The sequence below is a fragment of the Psychrobacillus sp. Z3-81 genome, from assembly GCF_056620325.1.
The window spans coordinates 81,106-104,896 of sequence record NZ_JBWQPU010000009.1 but is presented as its reverse complement, the minus strand read 5'-3'; the positions used below and the strand labels follow the sequence as shown (position 1 = coordinate 104,896).

Annotated in this window: 29 protein-coding genes; 2 read left to right on the top strand and 27 right to left on the bottom strand. The window is 39.9% G+C overall.

Annotated features, from left to right (window positions below; all coding sequences use genetic code 11):
* Positions 1-2: 2 nt before the first annotated feature.
* From bshA to AC1ECF_RS11530, 4 genes are read right to left on the bottom strand one after another with little or no spacing between them, the layout of a single operon-like run.
* Positions 3-1,133: an N-acetyl-alpha-D-glucosaminyl L-malate synthase BshA gene (gene bshA / locus AC1ECF_RS11545; RefSeq protein ID WP_480389568.1), complete on the bottom strand. Its 1,131-nt coding sequence runs from the start codon at positions 1,131-1,133 to the stop codon at positions 3-5.
* Positions 1,134-1,151: 18 nt separating this feature from the next.
* Positions 1,152-1,559 carry a methylglyoxal synthase gene (gene mgsA / locus AC1ECF_RS11540; protein ID WP_480389567.1) on the bottom strand — a complete coding sequence of 136 codons (408 nt, stop codon included), beginning with the start codon at positions 1,557-1,559 and terminating at the stop codon, positions 1,152-1,154.
* A 12-nt stretch (positions 1,560-1,571) separates the two neighbouring features.
* The gene (gene dapB / locus AC1ECF_RS11535) at positions 1,572-2,345 is read right to left on the bottom strand and encodes a 4-hydroxy-tetrahydrodipicolinate reductase (RefSeq protein ID WP_480389566.1); all 774 of its coding nucleotides are present in this window, start codon (positions 2,343-2,345) and stop codon (positions 1,572-1,574) included.
* A 2-nt stretch (positions 2,346-2,347) separates the two neighbouring features.
* Positions 2,348-2,680 (bottom strand): nucleotide pyrophosphohydrolase, encoded by a 333-nt coding sequence (locus AC1ECF_RS11530; RefSeq protein WP_480389565.1) that lies wholly within the window; start codon positions 2,678-2,680, stop codon positions 2,348-2,350.
* A gap of 102 nt (positions 2,681-2,782) precedes the next feature.
* On the opposite strand from AC1ECF_RS11530, the gene AC1ECF_RS11525 reads away from it, so the two are divergent.
* Entirely contained in the window at positions 2,783-3,652 is an 870-nt protein-coding gene (locus tag AC1ECF_RS11525) for a YitT family protein (RefSeq protein ID WP_480389564.1), read from the top strand.
* A gap of 257 nt (positions 3,653-3,909) precedes the next feature.
* Complete coding sequence (locus AC1ECF_RS11520; RefSeq protein ID WP_480389563.1) at positions 3,910-4,341, top strand: hypothetical protein; 432 nt, start codon at positions 3,910-3,912, stop codon at positions 4,339-4,341.
* A 49-nt stretch (positions 4,342-4,390) separates the two neighbouring features.
* Here the strand turns inward: AC1ECF_RS11520 and AC1ECF_RS11515 are convergent, their stop codons facing one another.
* The 23 genes from AC1ECF_RS11515 to AC1ECF_RS11405 form a co-directional block, all read right to left on the bottom strand.
* The gene (locus tag AC1ECF_RS11515; protein ID WP_480389562.1) at positions 4,391-5,077 is read right to left on the bottom strand and encodes a zinc metallopeptidase; all 687 of its coding nucleotides are present in this window, start codon (positions 5,075-5,077) and stop codon (positions 4,391-4,393) included.
* 39 nt (positions 5,078-5,116) lie between these two features.
* Complete coding sequence (lhaT, locus tag AC1ECF_RS11510) at positions 5,117-5,725, bottom strand: lipoprotein heptaprenylglyceryl N-acetyltransferase LhaT (protein WP_480389561.1); 609 nt, start codon at positions 5,723-5,725, stop codon at positions 5,117-5,119.
* A 106-nt stretch (positions 5,726-5,831) separates the two neighbouring features.
* A complete protein-coding gene (locus tag AC1ECF_RS11505) occupies positions 5,832-6,614 on the bottom strand; it encodes a c-type cytochrome (protein WP_480389560.1) in 783 nt (260 codons plus the stop codon).
* A 41-nt stretch (positions 6,615-6,655) separates the two neighbouring features.
* Positions 6,656-7,330 (bottom strand): menaquinol-cytochrome c reductase cytochrome b subunit, encoded by a 675-nt coding sequence (qcrB, locus tag AC1ECF_RS11500; RefSeq protein WP_480389559.1) that lies wholly within the window; start codon positions 7,328-7,330, stop codon positions 6,656-6,658.
* A 19-nt stretch (positions 7,331-7,349) separates the two neighbouring features.
* Positions 7,350-7,853, bottom strand: coding sequence for a QcrA and Rieske domain-containing protein (locus tag AC1ECF_RS11495; protein ID WP_480389558.1), 504 nt, complete (start codon positions 7,851-7,853; stop codon positions 7,350-7,352).
* Between the two features lie 153 nt (positions 7,854-8,006).
* A complete protein-coding gene (locus AC1ECF_RS11490) occupies positions 8,007-8,453 on the bottom strand; it encodes a DUF2487 family protein (RefSeq protein ID WP_480389557.1) in 447 nt (148 codons plus the stop codon).
* Positions 8,454-8,464: 11 nt separating this feature from the next.
* Positions 8,465-9,016 carry a ReoY family proteolytic degradation factor gene (locus AC1ECF_RS11485; RefSeq protein ID WP_480389556.1) on the bottom strand — a complete coding sequence of 184 codons (552 nt, stop codon included), beginning with the start codon at positions 9,014-9,016 and terminating at the stop codon, positions 8,465-8,467.
* 78 nt (positions 9,017-9,094) lie between these two features.
* A complete protein-coding gene (locus tag AC1ECF_RS11480) occupies positions 9,095-10,309 on the bottom strand; it encodes a tetratricopeptide repeat protein (RefSeq protein ID WP_480389632.1) in 1,215 nt (404 codons plus the stop codon).
* 131 nt (positions 10,310-10,440) lie between these two features.
* Positions 10,441-11,739: a 3-phosphoshikimate 1-carboxyvinyltransferase gene (aroA, locus tag AC1ECF_RS11475; protein ID WP_480389555.1), complete on the bottom strand. Its 1,299-nt coding sequence runs from the start codon at positions 11,737-11,739 to the stop codon at positions 10,441-10,443.
* Between the two features lie 12 nt (positions 11,740-11,751).
* Positions 11,752-12,852, bottom strand: a complete 1,101-nt coding sequence (locus tag AC1ECF_RS11470) for a prephenate dehydrogenase (protein WP_480389554.1) — start codon at positions 12,850-12,852, stop codon at positions 11,752-11,754.
* Positions 12,853-13,953, bottom strand: a complete 1,101-nt coding sequence (gene hisC / locus AC1ECF_RS11465) for a histidinol-phosphate transaminase (protein ID WP_480389553.1) — start codon at positions 13,951-13,953, stop codon at positions 12,853-12,855.
* A gap of 14 nt (positions 13,954-13,967) precedes the next feature.
* Positions 13,968-14,333 (bottom strand): chorismate mutase, encoded by a 366-nt coding sequence (gene aroH / locus AC1ECF_RS11460; RefSeq protein WP_480389552.1) that lies wholly within the window; start codon positions 14,331-14,333, stop codon positions 13,968-13,970.
* Entirely contained in the window at positions 14,326-15,420 is a 1,095-nt protein-coding gene (gene aroB / locus AC1ECF_RS11455; protein WP_480389551.1) for a 3-dehydroquinate synthase, read from the bottom strand. The genes aroH and aroB overlap by 8 nt, the downstream gene beginning before the upstream one ends.
* 1 nt (position 15,421) lies before the next feature.
* Positions 15,422-16,600 (bottom strand): chorismate synthase, encoded by a 1,179-nt coding sequence (gene aroC, locus AC1ECF_RS11450; protein ID WP_480389550.1) that lies wholly within the window; start codon positions 16,598-16,600, stop codon positions 15,422-15,424.
* A gap of 92 nt (positions 16,601-16,692) precedes the next feature.
* Positions 16,693-17,466 carry a CheR family methyltransferase gene (locus AC1ECF_RS11445; RefSeq protein ID WP_480389549.1) on the bottom strand — a complete coding sequence of 258 codons (774 nt, stop codon included), beginning with the start codon at positions 17,464-17,466 and terminating at the stop codon, positions 16,693-16,695.
* A 1,127-nt stretch (positions 17,467-18,593) separates the two neighbouring features.
* The gene (gene ndk, locus AC1ECF_RS11440) at positions 18,594-19,040 is read right to left on the bottom strand and encodes a nucleoside-diphosphate kinase (RefSeq protein ID WP_480389548.1); all 447 of its coding nucleotides are present in this window, start codon (positions 19,038-19,040) and stop codon (positions 18,594-18,596) included.
* 80 nt (positions 19,041-19,120) lie between these two features.
* Positions 19,121-20,095 carry a heptaprenyl diphosphate synthase component II gene (gene hepT / locus AC1ECF_RS11435; protein WP_480389547.1) on the bottom strand — a complete coding sequence of 325 codons (975 nt, stop codon included), beginning with the start codon at positions 20,093-20,095 and terminating at the stop codon, positions 19,121-19,123.
* Between the two features lie 21 nt (positions 20,096-20,116).
* Complete coding sequence (locus AC1ECF_RS11430; protein WP_480389546.1) at positions 20,117-20,821, bottom strand: demethylmenaquinone methyltransferase; 705 nt, start codon at positions 20,819-20,821, stop codon at positions 20,117-20,119.
* Position 20,822: 1 nt separating this feature from the next.
* Positions 20,823-21,584, bottom strand: a complete 762-nt coding sequence (locus AC1ECF_RS11425; protein WP_480389545.1) for a heptaprenyl diphosphate synthase component 1 — start codon at positions 21,582-21,584, stop codon at positions 20,823-20,825.
* A 58-nt stretch (positions 21,585-21,642) separates the two neighbouring features.
* A complete protein-coding gene (gene mtrB / locus AC1ECF_RS11420; RefSeq protein ID WP_480389544.1) occupies positions 21,643-21,864 on the bottom strand; it encodes a trp RNA-binding attenuation protein MtrB in 222 nt (73 codons plus the stop codon).
* A 70-nt stretch (positions 21,865-21,934) separates the two neighbouring features.
* Positions 21,935-22,504: a GTP cyclohydrolase I FolE gene (gene folE, locus AC1ECF_RS11415; RefSeq protein ID WP_480389543.1), complete on the bottom strand. Its 570-nt coding sequence runs from the start codon at positions 22,502-22,504 to the stop codon at positions 21,935-21,937.
* Between the two features lie 169 nt (positions 22,505-22,673).
* Positions 22,674-22,946, bottom strand: a complete 273-nt coding sequence (locus AC1ECF_RS11410) for an HU family DNA-binding protein (RefSeq protein WP_480389542.1) — start codon at positions 22,944-22,946, stop codon at positions 22,674-22,676.
* Between the two features lie 419 nt (positions 22,947-23,365).
* Complete coding sequence (locus AC1ECF_RS11405; protein WP_480389541.1) at positions 23,366-23,764, bottom strand: hypothetical protein; 399 nt, start codon at positions 23,762-23,764, stop codon at positions 23,366-23,368.
* Between the last annotated feature and the right edge of the window lie 27 nt (positions 23,765-23,791).

The following is a 23,791-nucleotide window of genomic DNA, read 5'->3' as shown; positions in this document are numbered from 1 at the left end:
TTTTACCTTTTCGCCACTCTTTCATATAGCGCTTCATACTGCTGAACAATTTTTGCAGAATTAAATTTTTCTTGCACTGTTTTTAATGCATTTTCCTTTAAGGTGTTATGTAAGTGATCATCCATTAGAATTTGGATTCCATAATCCGATACTCTTCCTATATCACCAAGGGGAACAAGGAAACCATTCTCTCCATGGGTAATTACCTCTGGAATCCCACCTACTTCAGTACCTATGCATGGTACTCCACAAGCCATCGCCTCCAGTAGCACGAGACCGAATGATTCTTTCTCCGACAATAAAAGCATTAAATCAGCTATAGAGTACAGCTCTGAAACATTCTCTTGCTTTCCAAGGAAAAGGATGTCCTGCTCAAAGGGAGATCCCTTGATATATTCCATAATCGGGTGCTTTTCTGGACCATCTCCTACGAGCAAAAGCTTGGCAGGAAGCGATTTTCGAATTAGCTCGAAGCTCTTTACCACATCTGGTACATGCTTTACCTTCCGGAAATTAGAAACATGGATAACAACCTTTTCATCCGGTTTAATCCCGAGCATTTCCTTTAGATGACTACTATCCTTTTTATGATATTCTCGTTCATCTAAGAAATTATAAACAGTTTCTATCTGCTTGTCCGTATCGATCAATTCCTTCGTCTGGTCTACTAAGGATTGAGAAACAGCAGTAACCACGTCTGATTTCTCTATTCCATAACGGATGGCGCCGGTTAAGGAAGAATCATATCCAAGAACGGTAATATCAGTACCATGAAGGGTGGTGACAATCCCTACATCTGTTCCGGCAATGTCTCTTGCTAATATGGCACAAACTGCATGTGGAATCGCATAGTGAACATGCAGTACATCCAGCTTTTGGTCAATGATTACCTCTGCCATTTTGTTTGCCAATGCAATATCGTAAGGAGCATATTGGAATACAGAATAGCTATTCACCTCTACTTGGTGAAATGTAATAGTAGGATAAACTTTATTCAACCGAAAAGGAATGCTGGACGTAATAAAATGTATTTCATGTCCCTTTTCAGCAAGCATCTTTCCTAGCTCGGTTGCAATAACACCTGAGCCTCCTACTGTTGGATAACAGGTAATCCCTATTTTCAACTTTCTCATTTTATGCTCCTTTCCCTCTTAGAGGGCTCGTCTTTCTGCTAGCTTTCTCCAATCTAAGAAGCCGCTTTCGATTCCTTTAAGCAAAACCTCCGCAGTTCCCATGTTTGTTGCTAATGGAATTTGGTATACATCACAAAGTCGAATTAATGCAGTAACATCAGGCTCATGAGGCTGTGCAGTTAACGGATCTCGGAAAAAGATGACCATATCCATTTCATTGTTTGCAATGGCTGATCCAATTTGTTGATCTCCTCCAAGAGGACCTGATTTATAACGGAATACCCTTAAGCCAACCTCGTTGATAATGCGTGTACCAGTTGTTCCAGTAGCGAACAAATCATGCTGGTCTAAAATAGGCTTATAAGCGGTAACAAATTGAATTAAATCATCTTTTTTCTTATCATGTGCTACTAATGCTATCTTCAAAATAACTTCCTCCTACAGGATTATTTCTTCTAAACCATAAATTAATTTATTTTGCTTCATCACTTCTTCTATGGAAAGGACAATACCAGACATATAAGATGAACGATGGAAGGAATCATGCTTCAACGTTAACAATTGCCCTTCTCCGCCTAGTAAGACCTGCTGATGGGCGACCAAGCCTGGAAGTCGAACACTATGGATACGCATCCCATCAAGCTCAGCTCCACGTGCACTTTCCATTAGCTCCTCTTCCTTTTCGTTCCCTTGTGTTTTACTGTTTCTTACTTGTTGAATCATTTGGGCCGTCTTTAGAGCAGTTCCTGATGGTGCGTCAAGCTTTTGATCATGATGCATTTCAATAATCTCTACATCCGGTAAGTATTTTGCTGCTGTTTGTGCAAATTTCATCATTAAGACAGCTCCAATAGAAAAGTTAGGTGCAATTATACAGCCAATTCCTTTCTCCTCCACCATGTTGCTGATTATTTCCAGCTGCTCCTCAGAAAAGCCCGTTGTACCGATTACTGGTCTAACCCCATATTCCAGTGCAGTAATGGCATGCTCATAAACAGAGGAAGGAACCGTTAAATCCACTAATACATCCGGCTCTGTTTCCTTGATCAGCTCCTTTAAGGAAGTAAAAATAGGAATATCCCCTAAAGAAGTTTCTACTTTTTTGTTATCTAATAAACCAACCAATAAAAATTCTTCATTTTTAATGATCGTTCCTACAGTCTCTTTTCCCATCTTGCCTCTTGGTCCAGCAATTGCTACTTTAATCACCATGCTTAGTCCTCCTTTCTCGTCCAACGGTCTTTATCTCGCGTATTAAACTTGTGCAGGACTTTTTCTAAAGACTGCTGCAAGTCAATTCCTTCTGAATTCGCCAAGCAGATTAAGACAAAAAAGATATCGCCCATCTCTTCTGCCAATTCTTTTTCAACCTCTGTATTTTTCTTCTTTTTCGTTCCATATTTATGTTGAACTTCTCTAGAAAGCTCACCAAGCTCCTCTGTTAATCTTGCAATCAGCTCCATAGGCGGAAAATAGCCCTCTTTGAATTGACTTATGTATGCGTCCACTTCTTTTTGTAAATTATGTAACGTTTTGTTTTCTGGCATAATTTCACTCTCCTACACACATCGTAATAAAAATGTACTGCAGTTGTCAAAATGTATAAAATAATATAGATTAAAGTATGGACGAACGAAAGAGGTGGTTCAATGGGATTGGGACTAAAATTTAAAAATATACTCATGATAATAATTGGTGCAGCCATCTTTAGTTTTGGCTTTGTTCATTTTAATATGCAAAATGCTTTAGGAGAAGGAGGATTTTCAGGAATCACACTAATCCTTTATTTTGCATTCAACTGGGATGTTTCACTAATGAATTTATTATTAAATATCCCCATATTTTTTATTGGTTGGAAGCTGCTGGGGCGGAAAGTATTCTACTATACTATTATAGGAACAATCTCAGTGTCTGTCTTCCTGAAAATATTTCAAATGTATGAACAACAGATGGGACTTCAAGATGATTTATTTTTGGCATCTCTATTTGCGGGGGTATTTGTAGGAGTAGGCTTAGGAATTATATTCAGAGCAGGCGGGACTACTGGTGGTGTAGATATAATTGCAAGGCTTGTACAAAAATACTTCGGATGGAGTATCGGTAAAACAATGTTTGTATTCGATGCAGTTATTATTCTGATATCTTGGATCACCTTCTTAGATATGCGCTCGATGATGTATACGTTGGTTGCCGTGTTTGTAGGAGCGAGAGTAATCGACTTTGTACAAGAAGGTGGATATGCTGCTAGGGGTGCATTTATTATATCAGATCATCAAGACGCCATTGCCAACCGGATTATTTCGGAAATGGGTCGTGGGGTTACAGTACTTAAAGGCTATGGTCACTATACAAAAAAAGACCGGGAGATTCTCTACTGTGTCATTTCTAAAAATGAAATTATCCGTTTAAAAAATATTATCACCTCCGTAGATCCTCATGCCTTTGTTTCTGTTACCGAAACAAACGATGTCATGGGTGAAGGGTTTACATTAGATGAAGAAAAGAAACCAATCCATTAAAGACAAAAACCTTCTATCTTTTCCCCTTGAAAAGACAGAAGGTTTTTTTTATTGCTATTTGTTAGGTAACTGGTTAATTCCATTGACTAGCAGTTTTACGTTGTTTCCCTTTTCTTTCCGTTCATTTTGCTACTCCTAAGGAGAGCATTCAAGACCCTCTTCCACAAGAGGTAGCACAACAAATCTTTGAATATACTAAAAAATACCATATAATAACAGATAAGATAGTTTGGTTTTCTAAAGAAAGGAATGAGAAGTTGAGTAGAAAAAAGTACTTCATGATCACAACAGTTATCTTAATAGGTAGCATTTTATTCTTTTATTTCATAAGCGAATCAAGCACAAAATCCTTAGTAGATGACATTTTGACCGAAAAAAATAAGCATCTAGAGAAAATCAATGCTGCGACCGTGATAACTTTAGATGAAGAGGTTAATATGCAGGATTTATCTGAAGAAGAGGTTACTCAACTAAAGGAAATATTAAAAAATGTAGAACTAAAAAAAGCTTGGCTTTCTAAAAATGACCCTGCTGACTATATTCTTACGGTTAGAGGAAGTAATATATCTTTCCATATCGATATCTCAAAAGACGGTTATCTATCCATTTTTGATGAAGAGAAAAAAGAAATTTATCAAATCATTGATCCAAAAATTCAAGAGGATTTCTTTGAAATAGTTGGAGATTAACAAATAAAAAAGGATTGTGCGCATAGTTGCTCCACAATCCTTTTGCTTATTATTCGTCTCTTGTCATACCAGTATAGATTAACACTAAACGCAATAACTCAAGTACTGCAACTGCTGCTGCTGCAACATATGTTAACGCAGCTGCGTTTAATACCTTTTTGGCATGCGGCTCTTCTTCGTTTCGGATAATGCCTAAGGATACCATTTGATTCATGGCTCTATTAGATGCATTGAACTCTACAGGTAATGTAACCAGTTGGAAAACAACTCCAGCTGCCATAAGCACAATACCTAAAAGTAATAACTCGCTTATCGTTGAAAAAATACCTATCATGATGAAAATCCATGATGCATTAGAAGAGATGTTCGCAATCGGAACTAGTTTGTGGCGGAAAGTTAAGAAAGAATACGCCTCTTTATGTTGAATTGCGTGTCCCACCTCATGCGCTGCAATCGCTGCTCCTGCAACAGAAGCTTCATGATAGTTATGAGAAGACAGTGCTACTATTTTGGTCATCGGGTTGTAATGATCACTTAGAAAACCTGAGCTCTCTACTACTTTTACATCATATAGACCATTTGCATCTAGAATCTTTCTTGCAACTTCTGCACCAGACATCCCTGATGTAGAACGAACTTTTGAATATTTTTTGTATGCACCTTTGACTTTCATCTGTGCATAAATAGGTAACAAAATTATTATCCCGAAGTAAATAATCATCGACGTCATTGACATTTTTTACAGATATCCCCCTCTCGTTCTATATATAACATTTTAATAGATATGTGGCTTCAAATCAACTTTCTCGCTCTCCACTTTTTTTGTTACAATGATTGCCAGAGCAATACATGCGATTGATAACCAAAAAGTAAAATACCCGACATTTTCCGTATATTTATTTATAATACTGTATACCGGCATTTGACCAAATAAATAGTCTATGACGTCATTATGCAATGTCCAAATCGCAGCTATAAGCACATGGATCCAACGAAAGCGGTAGAATGGAATATAAAGTACGGCCTGTAAAGCCATCGCAAAATGAGATCCTACTAACATCCATCCGGTCCAATGTAGATAGTCATTCTCAAAATACGTCCAAATATTCATCACGACAGCCCACAAACCATACTTTACTAATGTAATCAAAGCCAAAGCCTCTATCAACTTCCAGTTTTTCTTCATTAGCCAGCCAAACAATGCAATCGTAAAAAATAAGCTTGCTGTTGGACTGTCAGGTACAAAAATATAATATATTGGTTCTGTCACGGATAGCTGGTTTCCATACCATAAGTACCCATAGATGGTGCCGAATAGATTAATAATGACTAACAACCACATAAATGTCTTATTAAACAAGATTAACTGTAGATAATTCTTCACTTAGCTAGACTCTCCCGTATGCAAGGTAGACATAAATTTGAAAATATAAATAAACATTCCTATTTTCAGAAAAAGAGAGTCAGAATCTGACTCTCTTACAAATAAATTATTCTTCTGGTTGAAGCGTTGTGATAAATTCAGCAAGCTCTTGTAACTCTTCTTCTGTTCCAGAAGTCCACTGATTACCAGGCATTGATCCAATACCTTCATGAGCTATTTCAACGATTTCTTCAGCAGTGTAGGTTAAACCAATAAGTGGCTTACCTATACCTCCCTCAAATGCGTTACCGTGACAGCCTATACAAGTAGAACCTTGGTAGATTTCGTAACCTGGAGCTGTTTCATCGATTTCAATCGCAACTTCTTCTCTAATTTCACCTTGAGCTTTTGCAGCTTCCCAGTCGTGGTTTGCTACTGATTCCCAAGTTAAATAGATAATAGATGCAACTGCTAATAACATGAAGCCTGTTGGTAATGGACGTTTCCATGGACTTCTTTCTTTGCTTGTATCTAAGAATGGTACTAATAATAATGCACCAAACGCTAATCCTGGCATAATAATTGCACCGATAATATTATACTGACCAGCAGCGAATTCATATTTTAATAATTGGTATAAGAATAAAAAGTACCAGTCTGGTAAAGGTATATACGCTGTATCAGTTGGATCAGCTGGTCGTTCTAATGGTGAAGGATGTGAAACAGTCAGTACTAGATAACCGATTAAGAAAACCGCTCCTACTAACCATTCTTTCAATAGGAAGTCAGGCCAGAAAGCTTCTGTTTTCCCAGGATATTCTGAATAATCTTTAGGCATTTTCTTTTTTCGGCTAGAAGGATCTGTTACACGTGAGTCACCTACAAATTTTAAACCTTTTCCGCGATGCATATTGTCCCCTCCTTTTACGAATTATCAGAACCACTTACCCATTATAGTGGTCCAGAAACACCTTGACGACGAATCATGATAAAGTGTGCTGCTAAAAGCGCAAACAACGCGGCTGGCAGGAAGAACACATGAATCGCAAAGAATCTTGTTAATGTTTGAGCACCGAGAATCGCTTCGTCACCAGCGAGCAATGTCTTAATTACTCCACCAATAACTGGCACAGATGCTGCAATTTCAATACCTACTTTTGTAGCGAACAATGCTTTCATGTCCCAAGGAAGTAGGTAACCTGTAAATCCTAAACCTAACATAACAGCGAAGATTAATACTCCGACCATCCAGTTTAGTTCACGAGGCTTTTTATAAGAACCAGTAAAGAATACACGTAATGTATGTAAGAACATCATAACAATTACTAGAGATGCTCCCCAGTGATGCATTCCTCGCACGATTTCACCAAACGCTACCTCATTTTGAAGGTAGTATACGGATTCCCAAGCATTTTCTATATCTGGAACATAGTACATTGTTAAGAACATACCAGATAAAATTTGAATTACTGTAATAAAGAACGTTAATCCTCCGAAACAATATACAAATGCAGAGAAATGGTGTGCAGGGTTTACGTGTTCTGGCACTTCATGGTCTGCAATATCACGCCAAATCGGTGTAATATCCAGACGTTCATCCACCCAATCATAGATTTTATTAAGCACTGATGTCGTACCCCCTTACTTATGCTATTGTGTTAGGTATAGCTTTTCCAATTTCCAGGAAGCCATCTTTTTCACGAACTTCAAATTGATCCAACGGACCTAGAGGTGGTGTTCCAGGAACATTTTTACCACTCTTTTCGTAACGGCCTGCGTGACACGGACAGAAGAACTGACTTGGTTGTTTTGGATCTCCTCCCCAGTTAACTGTACAGCCTAAGTGTTTACAGATAGGTGAAAGCGCAATAATTTGATCGCCTTCTCTGTACACCCATGCAGCGTTTGTAACATCAGAAGTATACCAAGCATCTACTTGCTCAAAAGTAAAGTCAACTCGTTCTGGTGTTTCCGTAATATCTGCAATTTTCTTTTCAGTAGTGACGAAATCTCCGTCCTCTTTCTTTTGCAGAATTGGATCAGCTGCAAAACGAACCATTGGCATTAAAGCACCTGCTGCCATGAATCCACCAACACCGGTTAGTGTGTAACTTAGAAATTGGCGTCTTGAAACTTTATTGTTACTCATCCTTTTCCCCCCTCTAACTTAAAGGTCAGTCCAATGGACATACTTGCTTGAAATGACAATACTAGGACATATCCATGATATATCAATAAAAATCCAAGGTCAATAATCCTTTGCCAAATTATACACTTTGTGAACAATTTATGAAAGATATTGTCACTGATTTGCCCAATTTTTCGCAAAAGTAGGAACAAGCTGTCTAAGTTGATCCTCCAAGATTGATAGTTTCATTTTTTGATCCATCGATTCAAGCGGGACGGATGGTATCCAAATTATGCTATCTTCTGCTATTGTACTCCACTCTCTATCAGAAGTAACGAAAAAAGTATGCTTAAACCCTGCTTTTCTTAGTTCACCCTTCCAAGCCTCTAGTAAAGAAGGCTTGTCCTGTGATGGTGTATAAGAAAAGGAAGGAAATAAAACAACCCTTCCCTTAAATTGATTTTCAATTACATTTGCTAGCGACAAAGTAAAATCCGCAGCAGATGCTGCGAATTGAAATCCTTGCTCTGAGCCATCCACTAAAACTAACGGAACTACTGCTGTGTCAATGTATTCTTTTTGTGTTTGAAATACTGTTACGTCTTTCCCATTCCAATGCATGCTCATCTCTCCTAATTTTCTCTGTTCATTAGCTGCTTCCATAAGGAAGAAAGCTCGAGAAATTTCTCTTTGTTGTTTTCGTCGATTGCCTGGTCAATTTGTTTTTTAATCAGCTCACGCTGAAAGGATTGAAGGCTTTCATTTAAAATGTCCTCTGCGAGCATCTTATCCTTCTCACTAATATGCAAGTATTTTGGCATATAAGGATTTTCCTCTAAGACCGCAAGATATTCCGGACTTGGCGGAAGTGTTTGAAAGTTTAATTGAATGTACATCTCTTCATCTGGATGAAGGCGTAAATCATGGAAAGATTTCTCCGCATCCGCCGTCATGATGCTTCCCTTATAGAAACGGAAAGGGATTCCGGAGGATGTTGTCACCGACATGATCATTGCTCTTGGACAATAGTGCGCCTCTTCCACAAAGTGTACATTGTTTAACATCGTCTCATGGCTGATTAAGTAATTTAAAATCCAAACACATTCTCTTCTTTTCATTTGATATTTCTTCAAAAACCAACGCACAAACTCTTTTTTCTCTCCAACTGAAACAGAAGCAGTCACATAACCTCTCCTTCCTTTTATCTAAGGTATTGGTTCTCTCAGGATAGTACAAATTCGGCTTCCGTATTCATCAACAGGTTATTCCATGATTTCAAACCATTCACTATTTTCAGGCTGAAGGCGTTGAAGCTGCAAAACGATTTCTTTTGCTTCGTCTCTTCTTCCTTCCTCTAATAGGAAATATACGTATTTTTCTAGGAATGCTGGATCCTCTATAAAGTCATTATATGCAAGCTTATAAAATTCGTATGCTTTTTCGTACAATTCTAACCGATTATATGCTTCGGCTAATAAAGGGTATAAAGAGGACCACTCAAACTGCTCCTGCTTCAATAGTTCATAAAGCTCTACAAGCTCTTTATCCATCTCCTCGTTGGAGTAAAGAGTGGATAAAACATAAATCGCTTCCATATATTCTGGATCTAAAGCAATTGCCTCCTGTAAGAATTGCTCTGCTTCCTTCATTTTACTCAATTTCAAGGAAATTTTACCAGCGAATAAATAATATTCTTTCTCGAACTCATCCCGTGAGATTCCTTCCTGAATAATACGCAATGCGTCTTCGTTTCTCTCTACCATCGCATATGCTTCTGCAAGCAGCATATAACCAGAAAAATAATCCGGATCTATTTCCAAAAGTCTTTCTAAGTGCTTGATCGCTGTTTCATAATGGCGGACCTGAAAAAAAGCATAGGCTGCATGGAACAGCACATCTGGTGCTACCTCTTTTTTTAATGCTTCTGTATAGTAGGAAATGGCTTCCTCATATGCAGCGCCAGCACTGTAGATTTCCGCTATTTTAAGAGGGAGATTTACCCCTTGGATAGAATCCTTTAACGGCAACAGTTCTTCCATTAAACGTGCAGCCTCTAAATATCGACCCGTTTGCAACAACAGCTCACCTTTTGCGTATTGCAGAAGCGGCTCATTCGGCATTAGTTTAATGGCCTCATTAATCTTTTGTTCTGCCACCTCGTATAAGCCAATCATTTGATAATAATCTGCTAAAGTTAATAAGGCTTGAGGATACGATTCACTTGCTTGACTAACAGAAGAAAGTAATTCAAGCGCCTCATCTTCCTTATCTAGCTCTAAATACAGCTGGGCTTGATCTATTTTCAGCTGCTCTTCCTCTGGGAATAGATAATGCAAATGCTCTAAAATTATTAGTGCTTCCTGCAAAAATCCGTACTCGGTTAATTGATCAGCAAGCTGATACTGCTCATCAGGGTCTCCCTCCAAAAGAAAAGTATCAAGCATTTTTCTCAGCTTTTCTATATTTCCTTCTTCCATTACCTTTAAAAATGGAATTATTTTTTCCACATCTATCACCAATCTTTCTATCTTCTAATCGTACAAGAACATCCGTTTTTGAACAAGAAAAAAACTCTCCAAAAAAGGAGAGCGCTAAAGAAAATGTCCTATCACTTCTTTGAACGGATAACCCCGTCCAAATGCTCAAAAAAAGCTGGGTAGGAAACTGAAATACAGCCAGCATCGTCAAGCGTGACTGGTTCGCTTGTTAGTAGGGAAGCGATTGCACCCATCATCCCAATCCGGTGGTCTCCATAGGTTTTTAGATTGCCTCCGGAGAGTGGAGTTGGTCCTTCTATAATCATGCCGTCGTCCGTTGCGACAATATTGGCACCAAGCTTCTTCAGCTCGTTTACTACCGCATCTATGCGATTCGTTTCTTTCACCTTTAGCTCCTCAGCATCTCGTATGACCGTTTTTCCTTTGGCCTGCGTGGCTAGTAATGCGATAATAGGAATTTCATCAATTAATCTTGGAATTACATCTCCGCCGATTTCAATCCCTTGGAGTGTAGAGCTTTCTATTGTTACAGTACCTGTTTCTTCATGGCTTACATTCTCGTCCCTTTGAATGGTCAAAGATGCTCCCATTCTCTCCAGAACTTCGATAATACCAATCCGAGTTGGATTAAGCCCAACATTCTTCAGGACAAGCTTACTATCTGGAACGATTGCACCAGCAACCAAGAAAAATGCAGCGGAAGAGATATCTCCAGGCACAATCACATGTGTTGGCGAAAGCGTCTGTCCCCCGTCGAAAGAAATAGTTGTCCCGTCTACCTGAATGTCTGCCCCAAAATGGCGGAGCATTTTTTCTGTATGGTCGCGGGTGACTTCCATTTCCTCTACAATCGTTTTTCCCTCCGCATGTAAAGCGGCTAGGAGAATTGCAGATTTTACCTGTGCACTAGCGACAGGCATCTGATAATGGATCCCCTTTAAAGAGCTCCCTTGAACAGCAATCGGCGTATACTGTCCATTTTCTCGTCCGATGAGCATGGCGCCCATTTGTTTTAAAGGCTCAGTCACACGTTTCATTGGTCTCTTTTGAATAGACTCGTCACCAAACAATACTGCCGAAACATTTGATCCCGCTAGAATACCAAGCATTAAGCGAGTAGTTGTCCCGGAGTTGCCAGTATAAAGTATTTCTTTTGGTTCCTGCCAATTCGCAATACCAGGGCTAGTAATTTGAACCTTCTCTCCAGATACCTGAATGTCTACACCCAGCTTAGAAAAGCAGTCGATCGTGCTAAGGCAGTCATCACTTTGTAGAAAGCCTTCTACTGTTGTCGTTCCTTTTGCAATAGCTCCAAACATGATGGACCGATGAGAAATCGATTTGTCACCTGGAGTATGTATGTTGCCTTGTAAAGAAGGCTGTTGATAATCTAACACCTTTTTCCCCAAATCAATCCCACCTTATGAAATATAAGTTTCGTAATCTGTATGTGCTGCCAAGCAATGAACAGCCTTTTCGCGATCCTCGGCCGTCTGGAAGCTGATCACGAGGATCCCATACACATCATCTCTTGTTTCTACGATACGTAAATTCGTAATGCTTATCAATTCCTCCGCCAAATAACCAGTTATCTCCGAGATGATACCAGGATAGTCCGGAATATCAACATGCAAATCATAAACGGTGTACAATGCACCTTGCGTAGTAATAGGTAGATTATCTCGAATCATTTTTGCACTTTCAAAATAAGACTCGATATCCTGAGAGGTCCCCTCACCTAGTAGCTCCTGAAGCTTTTCCATTTCTCTCATCCATACAGCAAGCTGTCCCTGAAGCTCTTCTCTGTTTTGGAGAGTTATATCCCTCCACATAACAGGACTCGAGGAGGCTATTCTAGTAATATCTCGGAATCCTCCTGCGGCAAGCTGTCTTGTAAACGGGAAAGCTCTATTTTCTGCTGATAACTGATGGACAAGAGAGGCTGCGATTAAATGAGGAAAATGACTAACAACAGCGGTCATATGGTCATGTTCCTCTGCATTTAATTCCACCACTTTTGCCTTTGTAGGCTTCAGCAAGTCCATCAGTCTTTGTACATGTTGTGGATTGTCGTTTGGAAAAGGAGTAAGTACATAATAGGCATTTTCAAATAAGTATGCCTTTGCTGCCTCGACTCCACTCTTATGGGAGCCGGCCATCGGGTGACCTCCTACGAAGTTGGCTCCTTTAGCGACCAGTTCAGCAGCTGCCACCATTATTTCCTTTTTCGTGCTCCCTGTATCCGTAATGATCGCAGTGGGCTTTACCCGGTCAAGCGGCAATTCTTTTATTAAACGAATCGTCTCCTTTACAGGTGTCGCAAAGACGATTACATCTGCATCTTCAAGTCCATCCCAAACAGAAGCTACCTCTTCATCAATCACTCCAAGCTTTTTAGCGGTAAGCAATGAACGAGCATTGGCATCATACCCAATTACTCTATTAAACTCGTTCCTCTTCAGACCTAAGGCCAAGGATCCACCTATTAAGCCTAGGCCTATGATGAATATGGTGTTTTTCATTTATAAAACCCCTGCCTCTTTTAAAACCTCATCCATTTTTTCTAGTAAACCAGTATTTTGCTCCTTTGTCCCGATTGTCACACGAACATATCCAGGCTTGCCAAGTGCGTTGCCGCTTCGGATAATATATCCTCGCTTCATCAGCTCTTGGAATACAGTATCACTGTCCGTCTTAACCTCCATTAATACGAAGTTCGTTTGAGAAGGATAGAAATGTAGATTACGAGCTTTACAATATTCCTCATATTGCTTTCTGCCAGCATTGTTCTTTTCCTTACACTCTGCAATAAAATGCTGGTCCTCTAATCCTAAAATTGCTACCTCTTGGCTCAGAACGGTATTATTGAATGGCTCTCTAGTAGGCTCCAGCTGACGAATCACTTCCTCCGATCCAATGGCATAGCCAACACGGAAGCTCGCCAAGCCATATGCCTTCGAGAAGGTTCTCATAATTAGCACATTAGGATGATCCTTTAGAAGATGGATAGAGTCCTCATAATTCGGATCCGTAATATACTCTGTATAAGCCTCATCCAGAATAATTAATACATCCTTAGGCGCTTTTTCTACAAATGCTTTTATTTCATCGCTTGGTGTTAGCGTGCCAGTTGGGTTGTTCGGGTTACAAATCCATACAATGGCTGTATGTTCATCAATCGCCTCTAACATCTTCGGAAGATCATGTCCTCCGTCCTCAGTTAAGGGAATAGCACGAACCTCTGCTCCCTCTACTACAGCATTATGCTTGTATTGTCCAAATGTGCAATCAGCCATAACAGTATTTAACCCTGGCTGAAGGATGGCCCTAGAAACGATTAATATATTCTCGTCTGAGCCATTCCCGAATAACAGTTGATTTTCATTAACCCCTAAATGCTTTGCTACAGCAGAACGAAGCTTTGTTGCATAGCCATCTGGATACATGGCAAATTCAATTTGGGCATTCGCCAAATACTCTTTTATCTTCGGAGAGGCACCATAAGGATTTTCATTAGATGCAAGCTTTGTCACGCTATCTAAATTGAATGCCTTTTTTACCTCCTCCGTAGATTTTCCTGGTTGATAAGCCTTTAACCCAGCAATTTGTTTTTTGAACTTCATACGACATCCCCCAATTATTTATTTACTAAGTCTGGTCTAAGCTGAACTGCATCATTTAAATAGATATGTACGATGTCCTGCTGCTCTCTATCTGTATTAACATGCATTAGTAGTCGTATACACTTTTCCAAAGACCCTGGTACATCCATCTCATGTGTGCACATCACCGGAACATATGTCCATCCCTCTAGACTCCTGACTGCCTTCGCCGGAAACGCAGATGAAATATCCTTCGTCGTGCTGATTATAACAGAGGCGATGGATGAGGGAGAAATATCGTTTTTCTTTGCCATCTCCAGTGCAAGCCTTGCTGTCTCCGCTAAAACCAACTCGTTCCGATCCTCTGGGACAGTTGTTGCTCCTCTTACTCCTCTAATCATCCAAATCCCCTCCTATCCATTTTTTTAGTAGTCGATCTGCATCCTGTATATCCTCCATCGATATTCGTTTTACAAAGGGGTTGCCGATGGATTCTAATAAAACAAAATGAAGCTCTTTGTTTGTAGTCTTTTTATCCTTTAACATATATTCTGCTAACAGTTCAAAGGAAATATCCTTTATTTTTGAAAAATCATACCCTACTTGGCTAGCCCAGTCAAAAAGACGTGCCGCTTCTCCTTGCTTGAGTGCGCCATGCTTCTCACTAAGCAAAAGTGCCGGAATCATTCCGATCATGACCGCTTCACCGTGCGTAATCTTCCCATAACCGATCGACGCCTCGACAGCATGCCCATATGTGTGACCAAAGTTCAAGAATTTCCGAACGGAGCTTTCCTTTTCATCCTGAGAAACAATCTTAGCTTTGACCTGTATGCCTTTCCCAAGCCATTCAAGAAGTTTTGGGCTGTCTAGCTTTGGCATACGATCAAGCAGAAGAAAATCTTCCACCCACGACTCGTCACTTATATATGCATGCTTGATCACCTCTGCCATACCTGACATCACCTCGTGAGGCGGTAGGGTTTGAAGAAAATGAACGTCATACACTACCTCTTTTGGCTGATAGAAGGCTCCAATCATATTTTTCCCTAGCGGATGGTTAATAGCCGTCTTTCCACCGACCGCACTATCATGCGCAAGTATCGTAGTAGGAAGCTGATAAAACGGAATTCCTCTCATAAATGTTGCGGCAACAAAGCCTGTTAAATCTCCAATAGCTCCTCCGCCAAGTGCCAGTAAAGCGGAGTTTCGCGAGCAGCCCTCTTGTAAAAGGAACGATTGTACCGCAAAAAAGGATTCAAAGGTCTTGCAAGCCTCTCCATTTGGTGCGATAAACAGCTTGTAAGGCAAATGAAAGCAAGCATCAAAATATGCCTGGTGACCGCTCCAAACATGCTCATCTGTTACCACAATTAGCTGATCATAGCTCCCAAGCGTTTCTTGGTTTCTATCACTGAAGTCCTTCAAGACATTCTTCCCTAAATGAACAGAATAAGTGGATTCTTTTGTGTGTACAGGGATGATCATATTAAAACCCCTTTGTATATGCTCTATGTTCTGCGACTTCTTTTTTCAGCTGATCCATTCGGTCTGCGTGGAACGTATCTAATAAAGCTGCAGCAATTTCCCACGCAATCACATTCTCCGCTACAACAGATGCTGCCGGTACAGCACAGCTATCGGACCGTTCGATGCTTGCTTTAAACGGCTCCTTAGTTTCAATGTCTACACTTTGAAGTGGCTTATATAATGTAGGGATTGGCTTCATTACCCCTTTAATCACAATCGGCATACCAGTAGACATGCCACCTTCAATTCCTCCAAGTCGATTTGTATCTCTAACATACCCGTCTTCTTCATTCCAAGAAATTTGGTCGTGTACTTGGCTGCCAAATAAGTTTGCCATTTCGAAGCCCAGTCCAACCTCGACACCCTTAAACGCATTAATACTCATCATAGCCATTGCAAGCTTTCCGTCTAGCTTACGATCGTAGTGAACATAGCTTCCCACACCTGCTGGCATACCAGTAATCACTACCTCTACTACACCACCAATCGTATCGCCAGCCTTCTTCGCTGCATCAATAGCTTCAACCATTTTTTCTGAAGCTTCAGAATCCAAGCAATAGACAGGATCCTTTTCTACAATTTCTTTTATTTGTTCAGGTGAAAGTGTCGATGCGATATCCTTCGCTTGTATGCCACCGATTTTCGTGACATGGCCTACCACGGTAATCCCTAATTCCTTTAATAGCTGCTTGGCAACAGCTCCCGCTGCCACTCGAATCGTCGTTTCCCTTGCAGAGGATCTTTCTAAAACGTTACGTAAATCGCGATGTCCATACTTCATTCCACCTACTAAGTCAGCATGCCCTGGACGTGGTCTTGTAATCTGGCGTTTTATTTCCTCTGGATTTTCATCCTCCCCAAGAGGTTCGATGCCCATAATTTTCGTCCAATGCTTCCAGTCGTCGTTCGTAACTGTCAAACATACCGGGGAACCCAGCGTCTTCCCATGTCGAACACCTGCAGTAATAGAAACGGTATCCTTTTCAATCTGCATCCTTCTGCCTCGTCCATGTCCACCCTGCCTACGTTTTAATTCTTTATTAATCTCTTCTGCGGTTATCTCTAATTGTGCCGGCAACCCTTCGATAATTGCTGTAAGTTGAGGGCCATGTGACTCTCCTGCTGTTAAATATCGCAAAACGCTTTCCTCCTTCAACTCGCTAAAGTGTTTGTTTTTTACTATATCATATTAATGTATAGAAGAAAACTGCCCTTCTGAAGCGGCAGTCGTTAATTTTCTTTTCTATAGAAAAACGTATCCTCTGTTACAAAGCCATACTTCGCAGGGTTAAAAATTTGCTCTGTGCTTCCCACAAACAAAATACCTCCTGGACGAAGAGCCTCACTAAACTTTCGATAAATTTCATCCTTTGCTTGCTCAGTGAAATAAATCATCACATTTCGGCAAATAATGAGGTCATAATTTTTATCATATGTATCTTTTAAAAGATTATGTTTTTGAAAGGTCACCGTTTGCTTGATCCCCTCATCCACCTGATAAAAGGTGTTCTGCTGCTCAAAAAACTTCTTCTTCATTTCCTCCGGCACCTCAGCTAAGGACCGCTCCGGATAAATTCCTACCTTTGCCCGATCCATCGCCTTTTCATCCAAATCGGTTGCCTTAATGGAAACTTGGGATAAAGGAACATGCTTCGACAAAACCATCGCTGTCGTATACGGCTCCTCCCCTGTAGAACAAGCAGCACTCCAAATCTTCAGTCGGCGATTTGTCGACAAGAGCTTAGGAAAAATCTTTGTATCTAGCACTTCCCACCGTTTGAGATTCCGAAAAAACTCCGAAACGTTGATCGTCATTCTATCCAGAAACTCATTCATCAAATCCCGGTCTTTCTCCATTGCCTGAAAGAACGCTTGGAAATTCTCAAATCCTTTCTTCTCATACAAGGACGTCAGCCGCCTTTTCATCTGCGCTTCCTTATAGGCACCTAAGTCAATTCCCGTCCTCCGCTTCACACTTTCTATAAATCGAAGATAATCATCCATCGTACCCTTTCCTTTCAAATCCTTCTATTTCAAGTATATCGTATACCGAATGTTTCGAACATATCAAAATAAAAGAGAAATATGTTGAATGGTGATGGCTTCCTGATGGAGATGAGATGGTCAGGCAGGGAATGGTGTTTAAATAAGGGTTGAGGGTAGCGCTGTTGACAATCGCAAGTAAAATGGAGGAAATCGCAAGTAATGGAGTGCGGACCACAAGTAACCAAATGCCGAGCGCAAGTAACGTTTGGCTAATCGCACGTAACATTTGGCTAATCGTAAGTATTACCATAAACTGGATAATACGAGTTTATAAATTCCTAATAAATTCCGTTAAGTGACTAAATGGGTGATGAGAGTGACTTAACTTGTTGCGAACGTGACTAAATGTTGATGGAGAGTGACTAAAGGGCAAGTGAACATTACTAAACTAATCATGAACGCGACTAATCAAAGATAAGAGGAACTACTATTTCCAAGCAAGCGCAACTAATATAGCTGAAATCGCAAGTAATGGAGCGAGGACTGCAAGTAAGTCACTGCCGAGCGCAAATAACATTTGGATAATGTAAGTATTACTAAATAATTGGATAATCTAAGTTCACGAGTTTCCAGTAAATTCCGTTAAGTGACTAAATAGGGCAAGAAAGCGACTAAATCGGCTGCGAACGTTACTAAATGGGGACGGAGAGCGACTAAATTGGAAGTGAACGTGACTAAACTCATCATGAGAGTGACTACTTTTAAGCTAGCATAGGTGAGAAGTTTGGATATACGCACACATCACCATCCCCCCATTTGACTAGGAGAGCAACCATACATGTTTTGCAACTAAATCAGGAGTGAGCGCAACTTACATCTACTAGAAGTGCAACTAAATTAAGACTTTGTACAACTAAATCTCCTGCTAAACCCTTTCTCCAATCCAGTCTGCTTTACAGCTAAATATCAAAAGCATCCTATAAGGAGAATCCTCTCAAATCGGCATTTTGCAGCTAAATCTATTAAAAATACCGGAAGATGTTTTAGACTGCAATTAAGTAAATTAGCTAGCAACCTAGAAAATATCCTCCCTTCTAAATAATCAAAAAATACCGCAGACACGGGGGTCTGCGGTATGTTTCTTATTAGTTGATCCAGTTGTTAGCGTCTTTTGCGTAAGATACTAGCTCTTCTTCTTTGAAGAATAGGCCGATTTCACGAACAGCGCTTTCAGGTGAATCTGAACCGTGAATGATATTTTTTCCAACTGTCACAGCGAAGTCACCGCGAACAGTTCCAGGTGCTGATTCTTTTGGATTTGTAGCACCCATCATTAAACGTGCTGTTGAGATTACATTTTCCCCTTCCCAAACCATTGCGAAAACTGGTCCAGAAGTGATGAAATCTACTAATTCGCCGAAGAATGGGCGTTCTTTGTGCTCTCCGTAGTGTTGTTCAGCTAATTCAGTAGGAATTTGCATTAATTTCGCTCCAACTAGTTGGAATCCTTTTTTCTCGAAACGACCTACGATTTCACCAATAAGATTACGTTGTACACCGTCAGGTTTTACCATTAAAAATGTTCTTTCCATGCATGACACTCCTTCAAATATAAATTGGATAATATTTCTCCACCGTTAAAAATACTATCATTGTAATCTTCTAATTTCAATTAAAAGTTACGTTTCCCCATAAATAATGCGATATTTTGCAGTGATTTTTTCGCAGAGCTTGCGGGTAGCTGCTTTAATTCATGTAAAGCTTTCTCTAAATATCGATTACTAAGTTGCTTTGCACGTTTAATTCCTTCGGAGGAACGAAGCTCATTTAATAGAATTTGAAGTTTTTCATCCGAAATGTCCCCTTCAAATGCCTCCAGCAGAAGTGGTGCAATGGTTGGATCATTTTTTGCATAGAGTACCGGTAAGGTAATGTTCCCTTGTAGTAGATCACTTCCGGCTGGTTTACCAAGCTCTTTGTCAGAGGCTGTGATATCTAGGATATCGTCGATGATTTGGAAGGACATGCCCACATAATAACCAAATCTCTTTAACCTTTTGATTGTTTGCTCATCTGCACCGGATGCGATGGCTCCTAGCTCGCAGCTTGCAGAGATTAAGATTGCGGTTTTTCTTTTAATTCTTTTTAGATAATCTCGGACAGATTGCTCGAGGAAACGCTTGTCCTCTATTTGAATAATCTCTCCAATACAGAGTTCGACCATTGTATTGGATAAGACTTGATGAGCATATGTATTATTTATTGCTGTTATGTATTTAATTGCTTTCGCAAATAGAAAATCGCCCGTGTACATTGCGACACGGTTGTTCCACTGGGACTTTACAGTTTCTCTACCTCTTCTCGTTTCTGCGTCGTCAATCACATCGTCATGCACTAGAGAGGCCATGTGAATCAATTCCACTGTGACCGCTACGCGCTTAATAGATTCTATGGTGTAATTGCCAAACTTCGCAGATAGAAGGACGAAAACAGGACGGATTCGTTTCCCCCCTGCTTGTAGTAGATGTAAGGAAGCATCGTTTAATAAGTGAGAGGAGGAATTCACAGCTGTTGCCAGTTCGTTTTCAATGACTTCTAAATCTGATTTTAAGTCAGAATATAGCATTCTTAATTTCATTTTATCCACAAAAACCAAACCTTCTCCCACTTATTGTTCTTTTTTGTACCCGATATGCCTTGCAGCAGCTCCACCACTATATGGCTTACTAGAAACGTTGACCATCCCAACCTCTTCAAACAACTTAGATAGCGCGGCTCTGTTTGGAAAATCCTTTTGAGATTCTTGCAACCAAGAGTATTCTTTATAGCTCTTCGCAAATAGCTTTCCAAATATCGGCATGATAAATCGGAAATAAAACCGGAAGGCTGCATTAAATAGCTTGGAATCCGGCTGGGAGGTTTCTAAGCAAACAATCATTCCACCTGGTTTCGCTACTCTCGTCATTTCCCTGAGGACCTGAGCGTAGTCCGGAACATTTCGTAGTCCAAAACCAATTGTCACGTAGTCAAATGTATTATCTTCAAAGGGAAGCTCCATTGCATTTCCATGGACAAGCTCTACTTGCGGAAGATCCTTCACCTTTTCTTTTCCTACGTTTAACATGTTTTGACTAAAATCTAATCCTTTTACCATCCCTGTTGGACCTACATCGCTTGCAAGCGCTATCGTCCAGTCTGCTGTACCACAGCATACATCTAGCGCTGTACTGCCCTCTTTTACCTGCATCGCTTTCATCGTATCGCTTCTCCACTGCTTATGCTGCTGAAAGCTGATGACAGAGTTCATAGAATCATAATTAGTAGAGATTTTCTCAAAGACCTCATGTACATGTTGCTCTTTTGATTTTCCCACTTTAAAACCTTCTCTCAGCTACGCTTGAGCGCACATGCGGAAACCGCTCTAGAATAGCATTCTTTACGTTTTCATTTAATAATTTGGAATTTCTGATATCTCGCAAGAGATTCTGTTCTTTTATTTCCACCTCAGCGTGCATAAGTCCAATTTTGGCTGCTAGCTCCTCTGAATGAGTTAGATAAAAGGAGACTTGCTGATTTTCATAAGCCTCTAGTTCTCTCTTAAGAGCGATGATGAGCAATGCTTCCTTAACGAAAAACACATAATCATGGAAGGAAAAATGCTCCATAAACCGTTCAATTGGATTACTTTCAATCAATTCGATGGAATGTAGAAGCTCATCAAAAGAATACTTCTGCAAATCATAAAATCTCGTCTTATGCTCCGTAATGATGGATACGGCATCAGATAAGGACTGAATCAGCTCGATCTGCCCTGTACGTGCAAGAAGTTGATAGTATTTCCCGCTATAATAATCTCCAGCCAGCACTTGTAGCTGCTGGTCCTTCGTGGTAGCGTTATTTTCTTTTACTAGGTCATGGGCAGCTAATGCTGCAAATATCAAAGAAACTGCAATAGCTGAAGTATGATGAGTATCGGTCCAGTCTTCTTCGTTAAAAAAAGGTAGAAGTGTAAAAAATAAACGATCTTCATCAATAATAGGAGTCCCTGTATAGATTAATAGGGTGCTATATTTAATATAAGAAAAAATATCTTCTCTTGTTTGTTCTAGTTGCTGTGTAATTAAAGATTCATTCATACACTTTTACTCCATTTCCAACTGCAGTTAATCTTAATGCATCCATCCGTTAAAGCTTTTATTTCTTTGAGTCACTTTGTATAATGCCGTTTGTTGAATGGATTGAAGCCTTACCGCGTATTTTCATCGCTGATGTATGCTCTGTAAATTGAGCAATCATCACTTCGCCATTATCGAGCTTCTCTGAGTGATGAAATTTTGTATCAGATCCTCGTGTTAATCCAATAACATGCACTCCATCTTCCTCTGCCTTGATGATGATATAATCTGAATTAGCCATTTTGGATCTGCTCCTTTATTCGACATACTTCTTTAATAATAACACAATATCTATGAATCAGACAAAAGTGTTAGTTCATTTGGATGAAAGAAAGTATTTCTGAACGCTTAATACTATCCTCTTCCAAAATACCTCTCGCAACAGCGGTAACTGTTTTAGCACCTGGCTTCTTTATACCTCGCATTGTCATACACATATGCTCAGCTTCTATTACGACATAGACTCCATGAGGATTTAACATTTCCATTATGTCATCTGCAATAGTAGACGTAATTCTTTCTTGGAGCTGGGGCCTTCTTGCAGTTACTTCAACCGCTCTGGCTAATTTGCTTAAACCAGTCACTACCCCGTCCCTTGGTATGTATGCTACATGTGCCTTCCCGTAAAAGGGCACAAGGTGATGCTCACACATCGAGAAAAATGGTATATCCTTTACTAGCACTAATTCTTCATGGTCCTCATGGAAAATTGTTTTGAAGTGCTCCTTCGGATCTTGATGTAGTCCTTCGAACATTTCTGCATACATTTTAGAAACTCGTTTAGGAGTGTCTAACAAGCCTTCTCTCGCTGGATCCTCTCCAACTGCTTCTAGTATCATTTTTACTGCTTCTTCTATTTTTTTCAGATCGACATTCGTCATCTGCTGACCCCCTGAACTAACTCATATCGTATGTATCTTAGCATACGAGAGCAATATTAGAAATAACTTTTGCCTGTAACTTGGCCACAAAATAATATTATATAGAAAAACGAAAAGAACGGCTACCGTGAAGTATTCTTCACAGTAACCGCCCTATGTACAACATCAATTATTTAACCGCATCTTTAAGTGCTTTACCAGGTTTGAAAGCTGGTACCTTACTAGCAGCGATGTCGATTTCTTTACCAGTTTGTGGGTTACGTCCTTTACGTGCAGCACGCTCGCGAACTTCGAAGTTTCCGAAACCGATTAATTGAACTTTGTCTCCACCTGCAAGAGCAGATTGGATTGCTTCGAATACAGCGTCAACTGCTTTAGAAGCGTCTTTTTTTGATAAATCTGCAGCTTCTGCTACAGAGTTCACTAATTCTGTTTTGTTCATCCCATTCACCTCCTCTCAAGGAAGATAGCTTTAACCTGTAAAAAGAGTATCACAACGTAAAACCCTTCGCAACACTAATTACGCTGGTTTGTGCAAGTTTCCTAAAAAATAGCGGAAATAAAGGCATTATCGGGACTTTTTTCTCATGTCCCTGTCTAGGAAGGAGGGAAGAAAGAGAGTTCGAAGGTCTCTTGAAAGCTGAACGAATAAGGGATAACAAGAATTTTTACAACTATATAAATATTGCCCAACTTTCAATCTTTACGTAACTTTAGCAAAAAAGATTAGCAATGGCGTGTTAGCCTTATTGGTTCATCATTACTGAATTTTTTCCCAAAAAACAAAGCGCAAAGATCGATAATTCATCCTAAATATATTTATTCAGAAACGGACAAAATACTGACATATTTTATCTGGCGTTAATTGTTTTCTGACACTTGTACATCCACAGTAAAGGGGTGAAAGCCGTTGTTCTTTGCAGCCAGATCTACGATTTCTTGTATATCATGTACGACTTTTTCATCCACTTCCTCTATATTTTTCAAATAAACAGCGATCATCTGATTTTCTGGAGATTCTACTAAAAAACCAAGTGAGTCATTGTGGTCATACCCTTTTTGGGTGACGCCCTGTAAAACATCGGAAGTTAAGTTTGTACTTTCTAATTTAACGGAAAATTCATTTGCGTAGGCGTGCCTAAGCTCGTTTTCGGCAGCTTGGTCTGCTAAACGAGCTTCATTTTTTGAAAATAACAGTATCGCCACAACCCCTATTACCCCTAAAAATCCCATCAATAGTTTGTGATTATATATTTTCACCTAATACCTCCTTGGATTTTCCCATAG

Coding starts and splice junctions, on each gene's coding strand:
- bshA (WP_480389568.1), bottom strand. CDS start 1,133: ATGAGAAAGTTGAAAATAGGGATTACCTGTTATCCAACAGTAGGAGGC.
- dapB (WP_480389566.1), bottom strand. CDS start 2,345: ATGGTGATTAAAGTAGCAATTGCTGGACCAAGAGGCAAGATGGGAAAA.
- AC1ECF_RS11530 (WP_480389565.1), bottom strand. CDS start 2,680: ATGCCAGAAAACAAAACGTTACATAATTTACAAAAAGAAGTGGACGCA.
- AC1ECF_RS11525 (WP_480389564.1), top strand. CDS start 2,783: ATGGGATTGGGACTAAAATTTAAAAATATACTCATGATAATAATTGGT.
- AC1ECF_RS11515 (WP_480389562.1), bottom strand. CDS start 5,077: ATGTCAATGACGTCGATGATTATTTACTTCGGGATAATAATTTTGTTA.
- AC1ECF_RS11505 (WP_480389560.1), bottom strand. CDS start 6,614: ATGCATCGCGGAAAAGGTTTAAAATTTGTAGGTGACTCACGTGTAACA.
- AC1ECF_RS11495 (WP_480389558.1), bottom strand. CDS start 7,853: ATGAGTAACAATAAAGTTTCAAGACGCCAATTTCTAAGTTACACACTA.
- AC1ECF_RS11490 (WP_480389557.1), bottom strand. CDS start 8,453: ATGCATTGGAATGGGAAAGACGTAACAGTATTTCAAACACAAAAAGAA.
- AC1ECF_RS11480 (WP_480389632.1), bottom strand. CDS start 10,309: ATGGAAGAAGGAAATATAGAAAAGCTGAGAAAAATGCTTGATACTTTT.
- AC1ECF_RS11470 (WP_480389554.1), bottom strand. CDS start 12,852: ATGAAAAACACCATATTCATCATAGGCCTAGGCTTAATAGGTGGATCC.
- hisC (WP_480389553.1), bottom strand. CDS start 13,953: ATGAAGTTCAAAAAACAAATTGCTGGGTTAAAGGCTTATCAACCAGGA.
- aroH (WP_480389552.1), bottom strand. CDS start 14,333: ATGATTAGAGGAGTAAGAGGAGCAACAACTGTCCCAGAGGATCGGAAC.
- aroB (WP_480389551.1), bottom strand. CDS start 15,420: ATGATCATCCCTGTACACACAAAAGAATCCACTTATTCTGTTCATTTA.
- AC1ECF_RS11445 (WP_480389549.1), bottom strand. CDS start 17,466: ATGGATGATTATCTTCGATTTATAGAAAGTGTGAAGCGGAGGACGGGA.
- ndk (WP_480389548.1), bottom strand. CDS start 19,040: ATGGAAAGAACATTTTTAATGGTAAAACCTGACGGTGTACAACGTAAT.
- AC1ECF_RS11425 (WP_480389545.1), bottom strand. CDS start 21,584: ATGAATGAATCTTTAATTACACAGCAACTAGAACAAACAAGAGAAGAT.
- mtrB (WP_480389544.1), bottom strand. CDS start 21,864: ATGGCTAATTCAGATTATATCATCATCAAGGCAGAGGAAGATGGAGTG.
- folE (WP_480389543.1), bottom strand. CDS start 22,504: ATGACGAATGTCGATCTGAAAAAAATAGAAGAAGCAGTAAAAATGATA.
- AC1ECF_RS11410 (WP_480389542.1), bottom strand. CDS start 22,946: ATGAACAAAACAGAATTAGTGAACTCTGTAGCAGAAGCTGCAGATTTA.